18 protein-coding genes and 1 tRNA gene are annotated in these 21,314 nt (G+C 54.8%); 4 read left to right on the top strand and 15 right to left on the bottom strand.

The annotated features are described in order from the left end of the window. Window positions 1-290: 290 nt before the first annotated feature. On the bottom strand, window positions 291-1,496 hold the full coding sequence (locus HY962_06130) for a dicarboxylate/amino acid:cation symporter (protein MBI5646491.1): 1,206 nt from the start codon (window positions 1,494-1,496) through the stop codon (window positions 291-293). A gap of 144 nt (window positions 1,497-1,640) precedes the next feature. Continuing rightward, window positions 1,641-3,290: an AbgT family transporter gene (locus tag HY962_06125; protein MBI5646490.1), complete on the bottom strand. Its 1,650-nt coding sequence runs from the start codon at window positions 3,288-3,290 to the stop codon at window positions 1,641-1,643. 297 nt (window positions 3,291-3,587) lie between these two features. Between HY962_06125 and HY962_06120 the strand changes: the two genes are divergently transcribed. Further along, window positions 3,588-3,743, top strand: coding sequence for a hypothetical protein (locus HY962_06120; GenBank protein MBI5646489.1), 156 nt, complete (start codon window positions 3,588-3,590; stop codon window positions 3,741-3,743). A 529-nt stretch (window positions 3,744-4,272) separates the two neighbouring features. Here the strand turns inward: HY962_06120 and HY962_06115 are convergent. Continuing rightward, window positions 4,273-5,856: a DUF362 domain-containing protein gene (locus HY962_06115; GenBank protein ID MBI5646488.1), complete on the bottom strand. Its 1,584-nt coding sequence runs from the start codon at window positions 5,854-5,856 to the stop codon at window positions 4,273-4,275. Between HY962_06115 and lepB the strand changes: the two genes are divergently transcribed. Then, window positions 5,855-6,478 carry a signal peptidase I gene (gene lepB / locus HY962_06110; protein MBI5646487.1) on the top strand — a complete coding sequence of 208 codons (624 nt, stop codon included), beginning with the start codon at window positions 5,855-5,857 and terminating at the stop codon, window positions 6,476-6,478. The two genes, HY962_06115 and lepB, sit on opposite strands and share 2 nt — an antisense overlap. Window positions 6,479-7,336: 858 nt before the next feature. Then, on the top strand, window positions 7,337-7,873 hold the full coding sequence (locus HY962_06105) for a hypothetical protein (GenBank protein MBI5646486.1): 537 nt from the start codon (window positions 7,337-7,339) through the stop codon (window positions 7,871-7,873). Window positions 7,874-7,936: 63 nt separating this feature from the next. Here the strand turns inward: HY962_06105 and HY962_06100 are convergent, their stop codons facing one another. The 12 genes from HY962_06100 to HY962_06045 all read right to left on the bottom strand — a co-directional run bounded on the left by HY962_06100 (window position 7,937) and on the right by HY962_06045 (window position 19,191). Next, window positions 7,937-10,441 carry a T9SS type A sorting domain-containing protein gene (locus tag HY962_06100; GenBank protein MBI5646485.1) on the bottom strand — a complete coding sequence of 835 codons (2,505 nt, stop codon included), beginning with the start codon at window positions 10,439-10,441 and terminating at the stop codon, window positions 7,937-7,939. A gap of 243 nt (window positions 10,442-10,684) precedes the next feature. After that, window positions 10,685-11,542 carry a hypothetical protein gene (locus HY962_06095; protein ID MBI5646484.1) on the bottom strand — a complete coding sequence of 286 codons (858 nt, stop codon included), beginning with the start codon at window positions 11,540-11,542 and terminating at the stop codon, window positions 10,685-10,687. Window positions 11,543-11,778: 236 nt separating this feature from the next. Further along, complete coding sequence (locus tag HY962_06090) at window positions 11,779-12,666, bottom strand: hypothetical protein (protein ID MBI5646483.1); 888 nt, start codon at window positions 12,664-12,666, stop codon at window positions 11,779-11,781. A gap of 301 nt (window positions 12,667-12,967) precedes the next feature. After that, entirely contained in the window at window positions 12,968-13,333 is a 366-nt protein-coding gene (locus HY962_06085; GenBank protein ID MBI5646482.1) for a JAB domain-containing protein, read from the bottom strand. A gap of 180 nt (window positions 13,334-13,513) precedes the next feature. Next, a tRNA-Ser gene (locus HY962_06080) sits at window positions 13,514-13,600 on the bottom strand. Window positions 13,601-13,862: 262 nt separating this feature from the next. Further along, window positions 13,863-14,129 carry a hypothetical protein gene (locus tag HY962_06075; protein MBI5646481.1) on the bottom strand — a complete coding sequence of 89 codons (267 nt, stop codon included), beginning with the start codon at window positions 14,127-14,129 and terminating at the stop codon, window positions 13,863-13,865. 24 nt (window positions 14,130-14,153) lie between these two features. Further along, window positions 14,154-15,014, bottom strand: a complete 861-nt coding sequence (locus HY962_06070; protein ID MBI5646480.1) for a DUF1573 domain-containing protein — start codon at window positions 15,012-15,014, stop codon at window positions 14,154-14,156. A gap of 78 nt (window positions 15,015-15,092) precedes the next feature. Beyond that, entirely contained in the window at window positions 15,093-15,920 is an 828-nt protein-coding gene (locus HY962_06065) for a DUF1573 domain-containing protein (GenBank protein ID MBI5646479.1), read from the bottom strand. Window positions 15,921-16,412: 492 nt separating this feature from the next. After that, window positions 16,413-16,964, bottom strand: coding sequence for a 2-oxoacid:acceptor oxidoreductase family protein (locus HY962_06060; protein ID MBI5646478.1), 552 nt, complete (start codon window positions 16,962-16,964; stop codon window positions 16,413-16,415). Beyond that, a complete protein-coding gene (locus tag HY962_06055; GenBank protein ID MBI5646477.1) occupies window positions 16,961-17,758 on the bottom strand; it encodes a 2-oxoglutarate oxidoreductase in 798 nt (265 codons plus the stop codon). The genes HY962_06060 and HY962_06055 overlap by 4 nt, the downstream gene beginning before the upstream one ends. Window positions 17,759-17,769: 11 nt before the next feature. After that, window positions 17,770-18,840 carry a 3-methyl-2-oxobutanoate dehydrogenase subunit VorB gene (locus HY962_06050; protein MBI5646476.1) on the bottom strand — a complete coding sequence of 357 codons (1,071 nt, stop codon included), beginning with the start codon at window positions 18,838-18,840 and terminating at the stop codon, window positions 17,770-17,772. Between the two features lie 45 nt (window positions 18,841-18,885). Then, on the bottom strand, window positions 18,886-19,191 hold the full coding sequence (locus HY962_06045) for a 4Fe-4S dicluster domain-containing protein (protein MBI5646475.1): 306 nt from the start codon (window positions 19,189-19,191) through the stop codon (window positions 18,886-18,888). Between the two features lie 823 nt (window positions 19,192-20,014). Between HY962_06045 and HY962_06040 the strand changes: the two genes are divergently transcribed. After that, a complete protein-coding gene (locus tag HY962_06040; protein ID MBI5646474.1) occupies window positions 20,015-21,124 on the top strand; it encodes a glycosyltransferase in 1,110 nt (369 codons plus the stop codon). The last annotated feature ends 190 nt before the right edge of the window (window positions 21,125-21,314 follow it).

The raw sequence follows: 21,314 nt of genomic DNA, 5'->3' as shown, positions 1-21,314 counted from the left end.
ATCTCACAATCGTAGCTACCTCTTGATACGCGAATACCTCTCGTAATGTGATCGCGTTACCAATCATACATAAACTAATTCCCGTAAACGCCGACGACCGTGGACACGTGGCCTAATCGTAGGGCGTGTACAGTGAAAAATACCGCACACCTCTGCGTAATCCAAATATGCTGAACAGCCAGAACAGGTGGCTCGTACGCTGTTTCGTACAGAGCCCGGAGGTAAGACACCTCAAGGAGTGAGATCTAATGTACTCTTGCGGAAGAGGTGCGTGAGACCCGACTCTCCTGTTACCCCGCTCCATTCGGCGGCAGTTCGCCTTCCCAGCGGGCGATGACCGCGGTTGCGAGGCAGTTGCCGATGACATTGAGCGTGGTGCGTCCCATGTCGAGGATCTCGTCGATGCCGAGAATGACGGCCACGCCTTCGAGCGGCAGGTTGAACGAGGCAAGGGTGCCCGCGAGGATCACGAGCGAGGCGCGGGGTATACCGGCTACGCCCTTTGTTGTGAGCATCAGCGTGAGCATCATGAGGATCTGTGACGCGAGCGGCATCTCCACTCCCGCCGCCTGGGCGACAAAGACCGATGCAAGCGCCAGGTACAGCGTGCTGCCGTCGAGATTGAAACTGTATCCTGTCGGAAGGACAAAGGCGACGATACGTCGCGGCACACCGAACGATTCCATGATCTGCATCGCCTTCGGCAGCGCCGCCTCGGAACTGGTCGTGGAGAACGCAATAATGGCAGGTTCCTTGATCGCGCGGAAAAATGTGCGCACGGGAATACGCGCAATGACCATGACCGGAACAAGCACGGCGAGGACAAATACCAGCAGCGCGCCGTACAGAGTGAGTATGAGCAAACCGAGGTTGATCAGCACCGATGGGCCACGATGCCCCACTGTCACCGCGATCGCCGCGCCAACCCCTATCGGCGCATACCGCATCACGATGCCGGTGAACTTGAACATCGTCTCCGCCAGGGCGTCGAAGAATGCGACGAGTGACCCGCGCTTCTCGGACGGCACCAGCGACAATGCGCTCGCGAACAGAATGGCGTATATGACGATCTGCAGAACCTCGCCTTCGGCCATCGCCTGCACGATGCTCTGTGGCACAATGTGAACGAGCACGTCGCTGAAAGTCTGCTGCTTCGCAACAATGTCGCCCGCCGCCACGGAATGGAGATTCACGCCGTCGCCCGGGCGCACGATGTTCACGGCAAGCAGTCCGACGAGAAGGGCAAATGTTGTGACGACCTCGAAATACACAATGGACTTCAGACCGAGACGGCCTACTTCGCGCAGACTGCCATGGCCCGCGATTCCAACAACAAGTGTTGAAAAGAGAAGCGGCGCGATGATGCTGCGGATGAGCCTGATGAAAATGGTGCTCAGCGGTTTAAGCGCGACTCCTGCATCGGGAAAGATCCACCCGATAGCCAGGCCGATCCCCATGCCGGTGAAAATCAAAGTCGTGAGCGAGGGTCGGGGCAGAGTCACGGGAAGCGGGGATGTCGTGTGGGGAGGAGAATGATGGTGAGGCGAAAGTACTCAGATTCTTCTTGCCCGGAAACATGCGCCGCGGCAGCCGGTAGCACCGCGACTATTCGCCGCGCCGGGAGTCAATGGCGCGTCGTGTTACGGATACGTGTACCGCGAGCCGATCCCGAGCGGCAGGCCCAGTCCCCACCAGCACAGCAGCAGCACGATTTCCACAAGAAGATACATTATGCCGAGAGGCAGGAGCAGCGACATGAGTGTGCCGACTCCGACCTTTGTCACATAGCGCCGGCAGAACGCGAGTACAAGCGGGAAATGCGCCATCAGTGGTGTAAGCACGTTGACCGGTCCGTCGCCGAGGCGGAACGCGGCCTGTGTCAGCTCGGGCGCTATCCCCACACTCATCAGCATCGGCACGAGTATCGGCGCCAGCAGAGCCCACTTGGCGGAAGCCGAAGGAACGAGCATGTCGAGTGACGCGGTGAGAAGCACCACGCCGATGATCATCACCGCGGGGGGCATGCCGAGCGCGCGTAAAAATCCGGCGCCTTTCAACGCGATGAGCGCGCCCAGATTCGAGTCGGCAAAGGCCTTGGTGAACAAGGCCGCGAAAAAAACCATCACGATGTAGGCGCCCATCGACGACATGGTCGTGACCATGCCGTCGATCACTTCGCGGTGTCCGCGGAACGTGCGTGCACTCACACCGAAGGCGATGGAGGGAAGCAGCGTGCCGACGAGAAGTAATGGAATCAGCCCCATCATCAACGGTGATCCGGCGCCGCTCAGCGAACCGTCGGGAGCACGGAAGGGTGATGATGCGGGCGCGACAGTGATGACCATCGCTGCCGCAAAAACCAGAGCTGTTGCGAGCGCGGCCCAGAGTCCGCGCCTCTCCTGCGCGGTCACCTCGGGCGCCGTCGGCATGAGTGCGGGATCACCATCGACCACCACACCGCGCAGGCGCGGCTCCACCACTCTCTCAACGAGCCACCATGTGAGAGGCACAACCACAACCGACGTGGCGATCGCCAGCCAGTAGTTGCTCAACGGCCCGACTTGATAGGCGGGATCGACGATCCGTGCGCCCCCCTCCGAGAAGCCGGCAAGCAGCGCGTCAAGACCAGAAGGAAAAAAGTTCGCGAAGATCACACCCGCCAGCGGCCCGAAGGCCGCGATGATGCCCGCGAGCGGATGCCTGCCGGAAACGTAGAACAACGCGCCCGCGAGCGGCAGCAAGATCACGATGGCCGAATCCGCAAGCAGATGGGCGCAGATCGAGGCGATGGCGACCAGCGGCGTCAACACACGCGGCGACGCGATCGCAAGCACACCACGAAGTATCGCACCGACGAGCCCCGACTTTTCCGCCACTCCGACGCCTATCACCATCACGAGAACCAGGCCGAGTGGAGGGAAGGAGACAAAGGCCTGCGTCATGCCCGAGAAGAAGACCGCGAACGACGGAAGTGTCAGCAGGTCGTTGATGCGCAGTGGCGCCGATGTGCGCGGATCGGTCAGTCCGAAATCCCGACCTGCCAGCAGTGCTGAAATGATCCATGTCGCAACGAGGGCCACGACAAACAGGACCACCGGATCGGGCACACGATTCCCGACTCGTTCGAACCGGTCGAGCACTCGACTGCCCTTTCGCGCTCCCCCGTGCGACGCCACTGCGTGGCCTTTCCCCGCTGCGCCATCCAGATGAAACTCTGGCCCCTCAATCCCTCGCGATTTCCCGGCGGACAACAATGCCCGCAGCCTGTTGAGACTCCCCTTCCGTATCATTGGAGTTTACTCCCCGTTTGGCTGCATACACAGCGTGTGAAATGTAGATGAAAGCACGAAGGTACGGGGTTCTCACCGTGCAAAACAACAATGCTGTGCGCACACTCGCTGCAGGTGACGGAACCATGGATCGGCGTGTGGTGCGCAGAACGCTGACGGAATCGTGTGATGCAAATTCTACATCCAAGGCATTCGATCCCGATTGCTTCAGCTATTGAGCCCGGGTAAGTTGCCGGGGTGCGGAGCTCCCGTACGCATGTGTGACAAACTCGTAATGGCAGAATGTCGGAGAATGCCATGAATTTGCTCGAAGTACTTCTACCCACCTCCGCGGTACTCCTTGTCTTCACCGCAATCATCGTTATCGCGATCGTCAAGTATTATCACTTGAAGTCGAAGTATGAGGATTCGCTGCGGGAGCTGCAGAAGAGAGAGAAGACCCACGCGGAATAATAGCGTCGGTTTTCTTGACGGCTCTGTGTCAGAAACACCGCTCCCGTGCCGCGTAGACACCACAGCCTGGCTGCGAGCGCATGTGCGTTTCCATGACTCGATGCAAACGCCAGGGAATGATAATCGGCCGCGGCTACGAGGATTATGTGCGGAATGACACAGTGCTGCCGATCCGCATGAACGGCCTGCGGGTGGGCCGCATGCTAGTGTGCTCGTGAGCGATAACTGGAATGCGGGCGCCATTCAAGGGACAGTGTCGCTCATCAGACGGCATGAAGCTCCGCAGATCAAGATAGCGGTCGTATTCAAATCGCACCGAAGAACTACGGCCAACTGTATATATACGCGCTGAATCTTGTGATGGATCTATTACTGCGGATTCCCTCATGGCCGTCGCATGACCTGTTTCTCACCACCTATGTGAGAGATATTTCCCCGCGCGTACACTCGCTGCATATGTATCCAAATCCTACTGCCGGACGATGTGTCGTCGAAACCGGTCCGACACTCCAACAGCGGCTCTCATCCTCTATCGCAGCACTGTCATGCGAATCTCCTGCGCCGCGGCGCCGGCAGTCGCACGGCAGGTGTAGATTCCGCAAGCGAAACGTGAGGCGTCCCAGCGCAGGCGTGTATCACCCGCGTCGGTGATGACATCGCGGAGTATCGCGACGATCCTTCCAGACGCGTCAGAGACTTCGACGCGCAGATGCATCATCTCGTTGCAGTGGACGACGATTTCCGTGTCGGTGCCGAAAGGATTGGGGTGATTCTGTTCGAGACGATACGCAACGGACTGCTCCCTGTGCACAGTCACGACGTGGGAGTAACTGTGTGTTCCATCGAAGTCGATCTGCTTCAGTCGATACTGCAGCACCTCGCGGACCTCGGGCAGCGGCCCGTCCGTAAAATGGTAGGTCGTCGTGGTGCTGGTCGTGCCACGTCCGTCCACGACGCCGATGCTGTGCCAGTCCTCACTGTCCGCCGCGCGCCGCTGTATCTCGAAGCCGAGATTATTCGTCTCATGCGCCGTGGTCCATTCCAGAAGCACAAAGCCGTCGCGCACGCAGGCAGTGAACGACAACAGCTCGACCGGCAGATTCACGGTGATGACGTTCATCAAGCCGGGATCGGCGATCCCGATCTCATACGGTGCGGCGGCGGCTTCCGCGATGTATGGCACGGAAACCGGAGCATAGCCGTTCGCCACCCGCAGTGTGTTGATCAATTGCAGTCCCTGATAATCACTCGTCACGGGATCCTGCGATAGCATGATCTTCTGCGGCGTTGCCTGCGGGAGACCGCTCGGTCCGCCGCTGTACATCGCAAAGAGACAGTCCGTGAGTACGAGACATTGTTTTGTTGTCAGAACCGGATCTGCCATGATATCGAGCACGGCGGTTTTGTTCACGTGTATGCCGAGCGGACCAGCAGGATTGACTGTCCCCATGTGATTCTTGAAGGCGAGCGTCACGGGAAAATTCACGCCGCAGGCGCACGATTTGAGCACGGGCATATTGATCAGATAGTCCGCATCATGCAGCGTCCTGCTGTACGGCCTGTCCTGTCCGTCGCAGTGAATCGTATACCCCAGATCGGGAAAGGCCGTGTCCGTGACACAATTCACCGCCTGCCCAAAGTATGCCGCCGTGTACCCCGGTGCGGCGAAGCTGTGCCGTTCGTAGAAGCTGATATTCGCGGCGGGAAATCCTCCGAGCATCTGTACGAGCCGCGTAACTAGGGCTTTCGCGAGTTCCTTGCGCGCAGGAACGCTCGCATTGTAGATGTTCGGTTTGATCGCGATTTTCTTCGACGTAGTCAAACCCGGGAAGAGGGACGCGAGAGCGGCGGCAGGCGAAGAGGTGATGCCGGTGAACTGCATCACGGCCTGATCGAACATCTGTTGCACAACGCTGTAATCGGCATTGTTCGCGCCGATCACGGCGTTCGGATGATGCACGATCACAATCCTCCCCGGATTGGGGTACTTATACGCCGCGGGATGCGGTGTGAACATACGCGAGGCAGGCAATACCCGCGGTGCGGCAGCCGCGAGCGCCGCGATACCTGCTGTGCAGAGAAAATTTCGGCGGGACCAGGAAGGGTGACTCATGGCGACCGGTTCGTTGCGCAAAGGTACTCTGTTCCGGATGTGCGAAACAACATCCCCATCGAATCGCTCGTGTGCCGCAAATATTGAACACATGCTGGAATCACGTATTTTCGAGGTGATCGAATACAAGTGGTGGAGGACAGTCTTGAAAATCGCACTGTATTTATTGATTCTCACCTCGGCATTTAATGCCTGCGCTGACCGCGACTACACACTGCAGTCCTCGTCAATGGAACCGACAATCCCGAATGGAAGCCGGTTCAACATTCTGTTTTCTGCCTATCAATCCAATGAGCCGCGTCGTTTCGATATTGTCGCCTTCCAGCCGCCTGACAGCGATCTCGGTGTTTGGGTCTGCCGCATCATCGGACTCCCCGGAGAATCCATGGCGATCTCCGGGCACGGCGTGATGATAAACGGAAAGGCGCTCGTACTCCCCACAGGGCTAAAATACTCCCCTGGTGCAACGGGCGGCAAAGAGATCAAACTGAGCGCTACTGCCTATTATCTTCTCGGTGACAACACAGAAGAAGCGATCGACTCCAGGATTTTGGGCCCGATTGAACGAAGCAGCATCCTCGGAAAAGTCACGAATTTCGGGGCAACCAAAAACGGGAATTAAATAATTAGCAGAGCGCTGTCCTGCCGTTATTCATCCGTCTTCTTCCGGGAGAGCAGATACCCAATCGCCGATCCGAAGATCACGATGCTTGCAATTCGATGCCGCTTCCCTGCGCGCGGGTACCTCTTCAGGATTCTACCTCTACCGTTTGAGCACGAGCAACATCTCGCAATCAGGCCTTCTGATCGTGCATCGGTGAGGATACATGCGCCCCGAAGGACCGATATTCCAGGACCCAACTTCTGAATGCCGCCCCTCCGGGGCTCGGGTGATTCCGTTGTTGCGCGCGAATCCCACACCTCACGACGTGGCTTGGGGAATGCCGCCCCTCCGGGGCTCAGCGAGACACCATGTCGTCTCACTTGCCCGCATTTCTTTGCCACTTTTCTACTTTCCACTTCCCTGTGGACTTCCACGATCTAGGTCGACGCAACACCGAATATAACCATTCAGTCACCCTCTCCCGGAACGGTGTGGGATTTGCTTAGGACAGTGGTGCTGGCGCTGGACCGCGGGATTGTTTGCGAGTGTGTTTCGTAGCCACGTGACAAGTAAACACGTCACAAGTAAACACGTACCAGGTAGCCACGTACCAGGTAGCCACGTACCAGGTAGCAAGGTAGCAAAGTGGAACGTCGGTAGACGGAGGCGCCTTTTACTTTACCCCTTCACCTCTTTACCCCCCTTTACCCCTTCACCCTTTTACCCTTTTACCCTTTTACCCCTTTACCCCTTTCCCCTTTCCCCTTTACCCCTTTACCCCTTTACGCTAATACGCCCACCGTAATTGTTTTTTCCGCCTCCGTGTGTTTATTTCGTTTGATGAATGTGCAGCTCACACTGTTCGAGGAACCCGAAATGGCAAAGAACACGCAGTCGGTAATTGCGAAATTGCAGCAGGAAGCACTTGGCGGCGCAGAATCAGTCCCTGATGGTCCGCTTACCCTCCCAAATCTCGCGGCAGCGTATTCCATGTTTGATGAGCTGCTGGAACAACCGCATGCAAATGCGGCGAAAATCGGGAAAAAGGCGAATATCAATCCGGTTTCCATCGGCGATTTGAAAAACCGGAAACTCAGCAAAATTACCGTTGAGATGTTCGAAAAGTTGAAAAAACTCCACGACGCGGTACAGGCCGGGGCCGTTGTCTTCGAAGAGACACGCCGGGGCCGCAAAGCCGGATCAACCGTTTCCTCAAAGAATATTTCTTCCGGTAAAACAAAACCCGTGCGCAAGACCACCTCTCCCAAACTTCCTGCGATATTCGGCAGCACTCCCCTTGTCACAAAAGAAATGATTTCGGAAAAGGAGAGACAATTAAAAGGTCTCGCCTTGGAAATTGAATATTTGAAGGAAATGAAAAAACTTCAGGAGAAGTTCATCGGGCGCGCGTGACAGCGGAAATACTGCTGTAATGATACATATTCTTTAGGCAGCTTGCTGAATATACCATAAAGCTCACAGGTGTATCATTTTCCTGGTCGCGACATGGTTTCCTGCTGAAATACGTACGTAGTACACGCCGCTCTCCACTTTCCGGCTGTCATAATGGAAGGTGTTTGCTCCCTGCTGTGTGTTCTGGACGATTTGTGAGAAAATCGTCCGGCCCTGGGCATCAAAGACATCTATCTGCACAGCGTGTGCGGTTTTCAGAAAATAGCGTATCGATGTGCCTCCTGCATCGAACGGATTGGGATAATTTCCAAGAATATGAACTTCGGAAGGTGCATCGGATGATATCTGCTGCACACCAACGATAAGTTCATCCAAATCGAATATCGTGAACCAGCCATCTGTTTCACCAGATCGCACCCATTGAAACGCATTATGTGTCAAAGGCATGTCAGTTGACATAGTGAATCCGCCTACATGCACCTTTCGGTCAAATATTCGACATACATTAGGATAGTCGCCTTTATCACCACCCCACAAAGTACTAAATATTAGATATTGTCCATTACCGGCAATAATTGTGAGAGTGGCGTCGACGTCACTTATCTGTGTTCTTAATGCTCCTTCAGCAGGATAATCCCCGGAATAGGTATATGCCGTAAGAATAATGGTATTGTAATTATATTCCATACCTTCAACCTGCTCAAGACTGCTCCCACCGAGATACGAGCACCATACCTTCTGGTAGTTGGAATCCACACGAAGCAGGAACATATCCCATGGATCTGTTGCGCTCGTGCCTGCCTTTACTGGCTGGAAAACACCGGGTGTAACAGGGAGATCCGTTGATGTTGTTTCACCGACGAAAATAAATCCGCCATCACCGGTGGATGCAACTTCTTTCATGATGCCGTTCGGCCATCCACCGAAGAAAGAGGAATAGACCGGTCGATAATCAGAAGTATCGTACACGGTCATGAATCCACATTCAACCCCTCGCATGACAGACTGAATCGCATTTCCCGTAGTCAGAAAATCCGCTGAAAGCGTTACACCGCATACAGCGATTCGCCCGCGCTCGTCCACAGCCACACTCCGCGCCTCATCCGCGTCAGACGCACCCAGAAATGTGCTGTATATGAGCCGCTTGCCATCCGGCGACATGACCGTCAGGAATGCATCGTCGAGTCCGCCACCATACTGCCTTTGTGACGCATTTGGCGTCCTCGGATAGCCGAAGGAGTCGGTCCATCCGGTAATATAGATATTACCGTTGTCATTCAGACAGGCATCTTCGCAGAAATCGTCACCAGCGCCACCCAGGTATGTGCTGTACAACAGTTCCGTACATTCCAAATTGAAAATCGCGATAAATATATCGTACCCTCCTCTATATTGCTTTTGATACGCATCATTTGTAACCGGAAGATTGCTTGAATTTGTTGATCCAACAACATAATATCGATCGCCTTTTCTTTTAAGAAAAGCTACATGTTCATCTTTGCTGCCGCCATAGTACGTGGAAAAAAGCGTGATAAATGACGTATCAAGCTTAAATGTTGAGATATGTAGATCAATACTGCCGGAATAAATGTTATTATATGAGCTATCGCTTGAGAATAGATTAGTAGACTCTGTCATAGCAGCCATTGCATAAGCACCGGGTCCGATGCTATCTATGTCGACAATCCCATCAGTTTGATCTCCACCAAACAGACTACTGAACACTGGATCAATTATCAATGGGGAGCCGTCGAGGTAATCATGTACCTTAAAACGACATTCTGTTCGTGAGGCAAGTTCGTATTCGACCTTTCTCTCGACCCTCCTGGAATCAATGATTTGCCAGGCAATCGGGCGTTCTTCCACGAATTCCCGACCACTAGCCGTGACAACGAGATCCCCGTTTTGCTGTATTTGAAGTGAATCCTGGCCGGAGTACTGAATCTGGATCTTGCTGTAGTCAGCTCCTGGCTGGATCCGATACTCGCTCTTCAACGTGCCGCCTGTGTAATAGAACACCAGATCAATCCCTTCATACAGATTCCGATACAGAAGAGTATCGTAGGATGGGACATTCCGCCTCCAACCGTCTTCCCTCGCGCCAACAAAATACGAGGTTTTTCGCGAGACAGAGCCCCCACCCTGTGGTTTAACGGATGTGTTTGCGCCAGGGTACCGCACTTCATAGCTCGCGCGCGTACGGGTAAGCCTCCCGCCCCCTTTCACTTCGTTGCGATGCAGGATATCTCTCGTGGGCGGATCGTACGACGCCGCTGTTCCCGTACTGGGCTGTAGGGAGTAAAACACGATCGCCTGCGCACGAAACTCCACACACCACGTACCAGAGCGTGCTCGAAAATACTCCTCCCCGTCGCTTCGGATGGCCTCAAAGCCGGTCGCAGGAGTGCCGCGGGTCATGGCCTGAAGACGGTCGTCTCTCAGCGACACATTGCGTACCGGATGCTCACGCTCCGGGTCTATCCCCAGCATGAACCAGCCCGTTGCCAGCCCCGCGGCAATACAAACGACCAGGAAGACAAATTTCCGTCTATGTCTCGGTTCCGTCATCGGATCTCTTCTCGTGCTGCGTCTACCCTTTGCCGACTCGGCATTTCTTCTCCGCACCTGCGATTCCACCTCCGAAACCTACGCAAGACCGCGGCGAGAGTCAAAACACGATGATGCGGTCCGAATTCCGTGTAATGCCCCATGAGGAATGTGGGGGTGGGGGTCCGAACATTAGATTATTATCATCTTTGCTTCGTATTGATATCGTTATAACGTGGAAGGTAACCGGTAAATAATTGGGCCCTAGCGCCCGTTTTTACTCGTAATAATGGTTTTAATTAGAGTGTCATGAGATTCATCAACAATGCTGGTAATAAGGCGGCGACTTTCTCCTAGACGAACCTCTTCAGGTAAATTTATTGTAAGAGTCCATACTGCATTACGAATTATCTCTAAGCACGTAGGGTCCCCAATTCCGTTCCGTGCAATCACTCGTGCCGTAGATTCTAGTAGAGATGGATCTTTAGAGGAATATCTCATTTTATTAACGAGAATCGTGGTAATTCGACTTCGAAATATTCCATACTCTTCGTTTTCGTATAAATGCAGAAGACGACGCACGACATCAATGTCTAAAGCACCTACCATCGCTCTTAAAGAATCGATTAAGATTCCTGCCATGGGGCGATTCACTTCTACAATGCGAAATGCTGCCTGCGTCTTATTATTTTGGGTAGACTTACCGTTTCCTACGGCATAAGTCAGACCAGCACGAATAATGTAATTGCCCGTATCCAGTATTTTATAGCGATAAGATAGCATATCAGAACCATACGTATCTAAAGAAATGTATGCTGAATCAACCCTACCCGGAAGCAGATGCCTCGGAAGTTCGTTAATATGCACCTGACGACTAGGCAGGATTATACCATTATGATATACCTCAAATAAAGGGAACTTAAGAGTTGATATATTGTGCAAATAAATCGTTGAATCTGACGTGTTTACGACACGGAGTTTCACCCAGACAGGATTTGGGTAAACAAATTCGTCCTGAAGTGGCGTGATGGAGAATAACACTTGGGATAAACCATTCAACGGACAAAGACCAATAGCTGCAGCAATAACTAAAATCATCATGCGTGCGCCAACCAGATACATTTTAGACTCCGCATTGTTAATAATAACGATAGGAACTTAGGTTATCAAAGAACTCTAACATTTTATCAAAATGTCGTCCGCTGTACGGTTCGTTATCAGACTCTCGGCACAGGAGAAACTCCTCGTAACATTACCAACATCGTATAAGACTTCGATCAGACCGACCAACCCACCTTCTGTCACGTCTAATCACATCTAGTACAATTAATGTTCGCCGTATATTATTCACCTATTTCTCAATATTGAGTAATTGCAACTTTAGCCTGTTCTATCATATCGATTGCATCCTCGATATTTATGTATTGGACAGAGTTCAGCAAATGATATTTATCATTGACAACATCTTCATCAACTACAAGTATCCCACCGCCATCGTGCAGATAGTTATTGGGATGTAAATGATAATAAACATAATTCGCTGTTTTGTCCGTGTTTAATATTGAAGCGAATAATATTATTCTCATTCCGATTGAAAAGGTGTAAGTTTCACCATACGTTGAAATGTAGTATGGATTACTCGAAATACGAACGCCAGAGGAATCAAACTCACCGATAATATCCCGATTAATAGCATCTTCAAGCGTATGATTATTTATTAGTTTTATGTCTTGCCTCGTTTTAAATCTAATCTCTTGATACTGAGCTCCTGTCTCAGGGTCGATTGCTGAGTTCGCAAATTGAGCTCCCTTAAAAATATGCATAACTCTGCCGGTAAAACAGTAATAATCCTGCCCAACAGTTGACCCATAGCCAGCCAATCTCTCGGAGCTATCAATCGAAAAACCAGTTATTTCTATGAAAAAGACTCCATCTGAGATCGCCAGCATAGCTGCACATTTGTTGATGTCGCTTCTATTCGAGATTTCCGCCTTTGTCACACCGATGATACTAGGCATATACTGTTTATAATTCGCGCTGATATGCCTGCCATGATTTACGTATTCTGCAAATAAGAATGGATCGTACTGAGTGGCGTAATGAATGTGCTTAATAATGACACCCAGCGAGTCAATGCTCATATTTTTAACACGCCGCCTTATTATTTCATAGACTTCTTCTTCGTAGTCGTTAATTTTATACAGAGAATCAAGAACCAGATACGTCGTTTTCGTTTCCGGGTTCATGTCCAGTTGTATTGGCGGGGCAGTTTGCGAACACGACCTCTGGTACCTTCCGCATGGAAGGCTCCCTTGAGAGAGTACCTGCATCAATGGTGCAAGAATTAGCAGCATCGTGATAAATCGCGAAATTTTCATAGTGCTCTGTTTTCCCGTGTTACAGATGCCATGCGTTTATCGTGGAATGACGCGAGTTACGTGCTTATATTCACTTCTACGTTGTATTATTCATCCTGGAGGAGCTATTCTGGCCTTGGCAAGGGCAATGATATTCCAAGAGCTAACCAACAAACCGATTCTAAATTTATCAAGACACGTCAGTCACTTCAAAGTAAAATATTTTCCGAGCTAAGGACCCAGACCCACTTCTGCAGATAATGATGTGATCGCGAACAGGGATGTCCAGTATCTTTCCAGCCTCCAGAAGCTGCTTTGTAATGGCTCCGTCCTCCTTCGATGGTGCTCGAACGCCACTTGGGTGATTATGGAGGAGAATGACTGAACAGGCGCTCATCCTTACGGCGTCCTTGAAAACTTCCCTCGGATGCGCTAGACTCGCGTTTGCTGTACCCGTGGACACAAGTACTTCTTCGATCACGAAGCCTCGGTTGTCGTGCTGCAGCACGCTGAAGCGTTCATGGTCTAGATCCCGTAGCTTGGGGCCCATCAGCATGGCCTACATCAGATCCATCTTTGAAAACCTGCTCTCTGCCGTACGTCACCTGGATCGAGGTAGTGTTCATTACGTGTCCAGATCTGAGTCCAACAAGCCCGGCGAGGTCGGATCGTGAGATTCGGGAGGCACAAAAAAAAGGGCAGGTCGTATCAGACCTACCCTGGGCGTATCAGGTCGCGGAGAGGGAGAGATTCGAACTCTCGATACCCTTACGGGTATAACGGTTTTCGAGACCGCCGCATTCAACCGCTCTGCCACCTCTCCGGATTGAATCGAGCCGTTAAATCTAGCACTTTCACGTGGAAAATGCAATTCGACGCTCTGAACGGGGAACGGGGAACGGGGAACGGGGAACGAGTTCACCACTCTGTGTTCCGCGTTCTGAGTTCCGACAACTGTCACACCTCCAATCTCTTGACTACTAATTCCAACATCCCAGCTCCTAGATCCTACATCCTAACTCCTACATCCTAAAAAAAACGGCGCCCCGAAGGACGCCGCTGTGTGTCTCACAGATACGAGCGCGTCAGGCCGCCGGTTCCTCCTCCTCGCCGTAGCTCGAAAGGATGCCGTCCATCACCTGCTGATCGGCGCGGAGCGCGTCGAGGCGGCGCGTGAGCATGTCGAAATGGTCACGCTCCATGTCGGCCATCTGTGTCAGGAATTCGCGGATGTCGGTGGCTTGCGCCATGGCCGCGGCTTCGCGATAAAAGACCTCGGCATCCTTTTCCTTGTCGATGGCGTCCTGCAGGACTTCGGCCAGGGTTTTGTATTCGGGAATGACACGCTTCATGGGAATGGTCCTGCGCTGAAGGGATTACTTCTGCTTTTTCGCGGGATCGTCAACTATCCGGATGACGTGCTCCTGCACTGCGGGTGTACCCGTCTGAACGCCGGTTGTCCCTATCTGGGCGCCTTCGGGTCCGCGAATGATGCCGAACACCTGCAGATACGCCTCGCTCTTCTTCGTCTTGATGCGCAGCGAACCGTTCAGGTTGCCTTTGTACTCCGGCGTCACGGTGATGGCGACATCGACGGATTCACCCGGCTTCAGCGTGGCGGTCTGCGGACGTACAACCGCGTTGTTCAGCGGAATGGCAACACTGCTGCCGCCCGGGACCTTGCCCGTATCGGCATAGGACGTGGCGCTGAAGGGCATTTCGAGAAGCTCCACGGGATCGGTGGACACATTCTTCACCTTCACGGTGCCGGTGATGGGTTTGCCGACTTCGCCGCCATAGAGCTGCAGATACGAGGGCTGAATATCGAGTTCACTCTTCACATCGGCCGAGAAGCGGAGCATGGTGTGCACTTCGGTCTTGCCCTTGAGATAGAGACTCACGGTCTTGCTCGCCTTGCCACGCGTGCCTTTCGGGGGTGTGAACTTCACCTGGATCTTGGCTTCGCCGCCGGGCTGAATCACCTTCTCCGAGACCACGGCCGCGGTGCATCCGCAGCTCGGGCGCACCTGATCGATCTCTACCACTTCGGCGCAGGTGTTCTTGAAAACAAAGGTGTGCTCGACCGTCTGATCGGCGTCGATGGTTCCGAAATAATAATCGGAGGTTCCGACAACCTGGAAACAGGCGGAGTTGTCACTAGCGGGCGTCTGCGCGCCCGCGGTAAGGGTCATCGCCAGCGCAAGGGCGCCAAGGGCGAAAAGTCGAATGGATGTCATCTGAATGTATCTCCTTGAATGATGTGTTCTTCCGTAACAGTCTGATGCAGGGATGCGGGTCGTGAACATCACTACAATCTACTCCCTGCGCGGGTCACGGACAAGGCGGCGGACTATCCCCACGACGGGTACGCGGATTTCGGATTGCGGCAGCACAATCCGCACGCTGCCGGTCACCTGTCCCTTGCCGTGTGTTCGAAGTCCGATACTCAGTTCCGTGCTCTCCCCCGGTTCGAGCTGTGTGCGCGCGAGGGCCACCACCACATCAGGCACAGCACGGCCGATGACACGATCGGAATGATAGGCCGTGCCCGCGGTGGTGTCCACATACTCCATCAACGCCGCCGAGACGTTGTCGAGAGTCACCGGATGGTCGGAGGAATTGTGCAACGCCGTATGCATCACGGCCGAATCACCTTCCGTGACGTCAAAACGCAGCAGCGTGGAATCGGGAATCACTTCCCCCACGATGAAGGCCTTGATTGTGAGTGTCGCGATTTGTTGTTCTCCGCCCGGCACCCGCCGGAACATCTGCACATGTTTTTCTACATGTCCGAAGGTGCCGGCGTAGGCGGTAAAATCCACCGACATCGAACCCGTGCCTTTGGGGGTCACCATGGGCGCGCTGAGCAGTGCGGCCGTACAGCCGCAGCCCGCGCGCGGTTCGAGCAGGTACACCGTGTCGGTGCCGGCGTTGGTGTACCTGAATGTGGCGCGCACCTTCTCGCGCTGTTTCACACGCCCGAAATCGTGCGTTGTTGAGTCGAAAATCAGTCCCTGTCCCGCCGCGTAGCCGGGAAGAAGACAGGAAAGAACAAGCAGCACCATCAGGGGCCGCATGAGCACAAAGTGTAAGCGGACGGGACGAAGAGCGAACCGCGTGCTACCGGGAACAGCATGGATCATGGAAGGTATCTCGCTTCTAAGCGCAGGGTCTGTATCGTGAGGGTGACGGGAGTGTACACCCTGGAAGACAATCCTTTCGTCTCTTTCCTGACGTAACCGCCGTGATATTTTTCCTTATGGAAAATGGCGCAAGTTCCTGCTGTTTCGCGTTTTGTGTCGATTCTTTCACAACGGATTTGTGTCGGGCGTGGTTCCGGTGAGAGACACTAATCTACGGGAAGTGCAAGATTCGTTCCAAAGGATGTGTAGATGGTAGTTAGGTAGATCGATCTACTCTGTCCGTGTGAGGAGACAGGATACAGGAGACAGGATGCAATCGTGTGAGCGTGTGTCTCCTGACTCCTGTCTCCTGTATCCTCACGCGATTGTGAGGAGAAAAGAGACAGGAGACAGGAACGGTGTCGCACCGTGTTTCCTGTCTCCTGTTTCCTGTGTCCTTACACCGCGCTGCATCGCAGACGCGGATGAAACGAGAGTATCGTGTATGGCAGGTTACGCAGTTACCGTTTCGCGGGCGAGTTCCTGGCCGCGATGCAGCGCCTGTTCGTTGAGCGGAATAAGATGATGGTGCCGCTCGGGAAGGACTTTGCGCAGTGCGCTGAGCACGGTCTCGATATCGACGGTCTTGCGTTTTTCGAGGAAGGCACCGAGCACGATCATGTTCATGATCTTTGTGTTCTTCATCTTTACCGCCTCTTCACTCGCGGGCACCGGCACCACATCGATGTCGGTGCGTGTGGGCGGTTCGATGATGTTGGTGCTGTCGTAGATCAGCGTCCCGCCCGGTTTCACGGCGTGTTCGAACTTGTCGAGCGAGGGCTGGTTCAGCGCCACCACCGTATCGAATTTGCCGATGATCGGACTGCTGATGTCGGTGTCGGACACCTGCACGATACAATTCGCCGTGCCGCCGCGCATTTCGGGTCCGTAGGACGGCATCCAGCACACTTCCCTGTTTTCAATCATGCCGGCATAGGAAAGCACCTGGCCCATGGACAGGACGCCCTGTCCGCCGAAGCCCGCAAAAATTACTTCTTCAGTCATGGTTGCAAATCCTCCTTCGACGGCACCTTGATGTCACCCAGCGGATAATACGGAAGCATGTTTTCGACGAGCCATTCGTTGGCCTTCACGGGGGGCAGGCCCCAGTTCGTCGGACAGTTCGAGACGATTTCCACGAAGCTTGTGCCGCGCTTGAGTTCCTGATATTTGAAGCCGTTGATGATGGCCTTCTTCGCCTTGCGCACCGCGTTGGGATTGTTCACCGCCTGACGTGTCACATAGAATGCGCCGGGCAACTGCGCGAGCAGTTCGGTGATCTTGAGCGGATTGCCGTTGAATTCGCGCTGGCGGCCGTAGGGCGAGGTCGAGGTCTTCTGTCCGAACAGCGTGGTCGGCGCCATCTGTCCGCCCGTCATGCCGTAGATGGCGTTGTTGATAAACACGATGAGCAGATTCTCGCCGCGGTTCACGGTATGAATCGTCTCGGCCGTGCCGATGGCGGCGAGGTCGCCGTCGCCCTGATACGTAAACACGTAGTGATCGGGCAGGATGTGTTTGATGCCGGTGGCAACGGCGGTGGCCCGGCCGTGCGCCGCTTCCTGCATGTCGATGTTCATGTAGTGATACGCAAACACCGAGCAGCCGACCGGCGCGACGCCGATCGTCTTGTCCTGTATGCCCAGCTCCGCCACCGCTTCCATGATGATGCGGTGCGCGACGCCGTGGCCGCAGCCCGGGCAGTAGTGCATGCGCGCGTCCTTCAGCGTGTCGGGACGCTCGCACACCACGTCGAGTTCTTCGTGGTCCAAATCGATGTCGATCTTCGGATTATCCATGGCAGGCGCCCCTATGAAACCTGTGAGTACAATTTTTCGATGACGGTGACGATCTCCTCGGGCGAGGGGATGATGCCGCCCATGCGGCCGTAGTGTTCGACCGGGCAGCGGCCGTTGACGGCGAGGCGCACGTCCTCCACCATCTGGCCGGCGTTGAGTTCGACGGCGAGAAAGGCCTTGGCGTGTTGCGCCGCATCGGTGATGACCTGCGAGGGATAGGGCCACAGCGAGATGGGACGGATGACGCCCACCTTCATGCCGTGTGCGCGGCAGATTTCCATCGCCTTGCGCGAGATGCGCGCCGAGAGGCCGTAGGCCACGAGCACCATGTCGGCATCCTCGACCTGTATCGTCTGATAGCGGATCTCGTTCTGCTCGATGACCTTGTATTTCTCCTGCAGGCGCAGGTTCACCTGTTCCATTTCCTCGGGCTGAATAAACAGCGATGTGAGCACATTCGCGGCGCGGTCGGGCGTCTTGCCGGTGGTCGCCCAGCCGGGGATCTTCCGCGCGGCACGGTCCACCTGATCGCGCAATTCCACCTTTTCCATCATCTGGCCGAGGGCGCCGTCGGTGAGAATGAGCACCGGATTGCGGTACTTCTCCGCGAGTTCAAATCCCTCGAGCACAAAGTCGGCCATCTCCTGCACCGTTGCGGGGGCAAGCACGATGAGGCGGTAATCGCCATGGCCGCCGCCCTTGACGGACTGGAAGTAGTCGCCCTGCGAGGGCTGAATGGTGCCGAGACCGGGACCGCCGCGATTGACGTTCACGATGAGACACGGGATTTCCGCGCCGGCGATGTACGAGATGCCCTCCTGCATCAGACTGATGCCGGGGCTCGAGGACGAGGTCATGACGCGGCCGCCCGCGCCGCCTGCGCCATAGAGCATGTTAATCGAGGCGACTTCGCTCTCGGCCTGCAGGATCGAGGCCTTTGTGCGCAGCCACGCTTCGCGTGTGAGGTATTCGAGCACTTCCGACTGCGGAGTGATCGGGTACCCGAAATAGGCGTCCATGCCGGCGCGGATCGCGGCTTCGGCAAGGGCCTCGTTGCCTTTCATGAGTCGCAGCTCACCCATTGAGATATCTCCTGAGGTTCTTCGTTGTGTCGGTGGGAGGCGGGGTCAGTTGGCCGGTGTTTCGCCGACCTTGACGCTGATGTCGGACGTCACGTTGCGGATTTCGGCGACCGGGATCTTCGCCTTTGTCTTTTTATCCTCGCGGTACACCGTGATGACGGCGTCGGGACACACGAGCGCGCAGTTGGTGCACCCTGTGCAGGTGTCCTCGACCAGCACGGCGTAGTGATACCCCTGTTTGTTGATATCCTTCGCCATGGCAAGCGACTGCTGCGGACAGGCGACCACGCACAGTTCACATCCCTTGCATTTTTCTATGGCGATATCGATGGTGCCACGAATGGACGGCATGATTCACTCCATGTTTACGGTGGACTATAAGATATATCCCTGCGCCTTGCGGGGCGCGGCATGTACGGAAGAGAAGAATCGAAGGAAGAGGTTCAAAACAAATCAGGAGGGAGTAGGTACTACGTGATAGAAAAGGTGCTTCGTAGGTTCAACAAGTTATCGGTTTGCGGACGAGGAAACAAATCGCGGGGGTGGGAGTAGGTGGGTAGTTGGTAGATGGTAGATGGGTAGATCGGTCTTTTCTGTTCGTGTGAGGAGACAGGATACAGGAGACAGGAGACATGGGTTGATTCGAAACCTGTCTCCTGTCTCCTTTCTCCTGTATCCTCACGGGGGTGTGAGGAGGAGGTAGATCGGTCTTTTCTTTTCGTGTGAGGAGACAGGATACAGTAGGCAGGAGACACGAATTGATTCGAAACCTGTCTCCTGTCTCCTTTCTCCTGTATCCTCACGGGAGTGTGAGGAGGAGGTAGATCGGTCTTTTCTGTTCGTGTGAGGAGACAGGATACAGGAGGCAGGAGACACGGGTTGATTCGAAACCTGTCTTCTGTCTCCTTTCTCCTGTATCCTAATGCGGGTGTGAGGAGGAAGCATACAGGAGGCAGGAGACACGGATTGATTCGATGCCTGTCTCCTGTCTCCTTTCTCCTGTATCCTCATGCGGGTGTGAGGAGGAAGCATACAGGAGGCAGGAGACATGGGTTGATTCGAAACCTGTCTCCTGTCTCCTTTCTCCTGTATCCTCACGGGAGTGTGAGGAACAAACAAACCGGAGGCGGCGGCGACCTTGATCCAATACAGAGTATTCGGCATGTTGCACTGAATGGACGGCGCAAAGAATATCGCATTGGTGCACGACTGGCTCACGGGCATGCGCGGCGGGGAGAAATGCCTCGAGGTGCTATGCGAGCTGTTTCCGGATGCGCCCATCTACACGCTGCTGGGCTACAAGGACGCCGTTTCCGACACCATCGCGTCGCACGACATACGCAGCAGCTTCCTGCAGAAGATGCCGAAGGCACGGACGATGTACCGGCAATACCTGCCGCTGTTTCCGCGCGCGATCGAGTCGCTCGATCTGCGCGGACACGACCTCGTCATCTCCTCGAGTCATGCGGTGGCGAAGGGTGTGCGGACGGATCCGGGAGCGCTGCACATCTCGTACGTGCACACGCCGATGCGGTATGTGTGGGACATGTTCGATCAGTACTTCAGCCGCGAACAGGTGGGGCGTGTGAAACGCGCCGTGGCCCGTCTCGCGGCGACGCGTCTGCGCGCCTGGGACGTGCGGAGCTGTCCGCGCGTGCACCACTTCATCGCAAATTCCGAATACGTACGCGGACGCATTCAGCGTTTCTACGGGCGCGAAGCGGCGGTGATTTATCCGCCCGTCGACACACAGCGTTTTCATGTGTCGCACGATTCCGACGGCGGCTTCCTGATGGTGTCGGCACTTGTGCCCTACAAACGTGTCGACCTTGCCATACGCGCCTTCAACGAGCTGGCACTCCCGCTGCGTGTCATTGGTGACGGACCAGAGCGGCGCACGCTCGAGGCGATTGCGGGTCCGACAATACGCCTGGACGGCTGGGTCGACGACGCGGGCATCGAGCATGCGATGGCACAATGCGCGGCCCTCATCTTCCCCGGTGAAGAGGACTTCGGCATCGTGCCCGTCGAGGCCATGGCCTGCGGCAAACCCGTCATCGCGTTCCGCAAAGGCGGCGCCACAGAAACAGTGCGCGAGCGTCTCAGCGGACTCTTTTTCGATGAACAGACGCCGGCCTCCCTCGCCGCGGCGGTCCGCAGATTTTCCCGCACCGACTTCGATCCCCTCTCCATCCGCGCACACGCCGAAACCTTCGACCGCGAGATCTACCGCCAGAAGATGGCTGCGTTTATCACCGAGAAGTGGCACGCCTGGCAGCGGTAGGGAGAGCGGGACAGCGGGACAGCGGGACAGCGGGAGAGCGGGACAGCGGGAGAGCGGGAGAGACCCGATGTTTAACATAGCAAGCCTCGCACGTGGTGTTTAGATTTCTGTTTGCCCAAAAACATCCACACCTCGCGGAGGCTTGCTATGCAGCAACGTACACAGCCCACGTTTGACGATCAACCTATTT

The organism is Ignavibacteriota bacterium (assembly GCA_016218045.1).
Classification (GTDB): domain Bacteria; phylum Bacteroidota; class Ignavibacteria; order SZUA-365; family SZUA-365; genus JACRFB01.
Note: the sequence above shows the minus strand (reverse complement) of the source record. Positions and strands in the feature narration are given on the sequence as shown.

Excerpts from the sequence above, each read along its gene's own strand:
- HY962_06125 (MBI5646490.1), bottom strand. The coding sequence starts at position 3,290 with ATGATACGGAAGGGGAGTCTCAACAGGCTGCGGGCATTGTTGTCCGCC.
- HY962_06120 (MBI5646489.1), top strand. The coding sequence starts at position 3,588 with ATGAATTTGCTCGAAGTACTTCTACCCACCTCCGCGGTACTCCTTGTC.
- lepB (MBI5646487.1), top strand. The coding sequence starts at position 5,855 with ATGGCGACCGGTTCGTTGCGCAAAGGTACTCTGTTCCGGATGTGCGAA.
- HY962_06115 (MBI5646488.1), bottom strand. The coding sequence starts at position 5,856 with ATGAGTCACCCTTCCTGGTCCCGCCGAAATTTTCTCTGCACAGCAGGT.
- HY962_06105 (MBI5646486.1), top strand. The coding sequence starts at position 7,337 with ATGGCAAAGAACACGCAGTCGGTAATTGCGAAATTGCAGCAGGAAGCA.
- HY962_06100 (MBI5646485.1), bottom strand. The coding sequence starts at position 10,441 with ATGACGGAACCGAGACATAGACGGAAATTTGTCTTCCTGGTCGTTTGT.
- HY962_06095 (MBI5646484.1), bottom strand. The coding sequence starts at position 11,542 with ATGTATCTGGTTGGCGCACGCATGATGATTTTAGTTATTGCTGCAGCT.
- HY962_06090 (MBI5646483.1), bottom strand. The coding sequence starts at position 12,666 with ATGAACCCGGAAACGAAAACGACGTATCTGGTTCTTGATTCTCTGTAT.
- HY962_06085 (MBI5646482.1), bottom strand. The coding sequence starts at position 13,333 with ATGCTGATGGGCCCCAAGCTACGGGATCTAGACCATGAACGCTTCAGC.
- HY962_06075 (MBI5646481.1), bottom strand. The coding sequence starts at position 14,129 with ATGAAGCGTGTCATTCCCGAATACAAAACCCTGGCCGAAGTCCTGCAG.
- HY962_06070 (MBI5646480.1), bottom strand. The coding sequence starts at position 15,014 with ATGACATCCATTCGACTTTTCGCCCTTGGCGCCCTTGCGCTGGCGATG.
- HY962_06065 (MBI5646479.1), bottom strand. The coding sequence starts at position 15,920 with ATGATCCATGCTGTTCCCGGTAGCACGCGGTTCGCTCTTCGTCCCGTC.
- HY962_06060 (MBI5646478.1), bottom strand. The coding sequence starts at position 16,964 with ATGACTGAAGAAGTAATTTTTGCGGGCTTCGGCGGACAGGGCGTCCTG.
- HY962_06055 (MBI5646477.1), bottom strand. The coding sequence starts at position 17,758 with ATGGATAATCCGAAGATCGACATCGATTTGGACCACGAAGAACTCGAC.
- HY962_06050 (MBI5646476.1), bottom strand. The coding sequence starts at position 18,840 with ATGGGTGAGCTGCGACTCATGAAAGGCAACGAGGCCCTTGCCGAAGCC.
- HY962_06045 (MBI5646475.1), bottom strand. The coding sequence starts at position 19,191 with ATGCCGTCCATTCGTGGCACCATCGATATCGCCATAGAAAAATGCAAG.
- HY962_06040 (MBI5646474.1), top strand. The coding sequence starts at position 20,015 with ATGGACGGCGCAAAGAATATCGCATTGGTGCACGACTGGCTCACGGGC.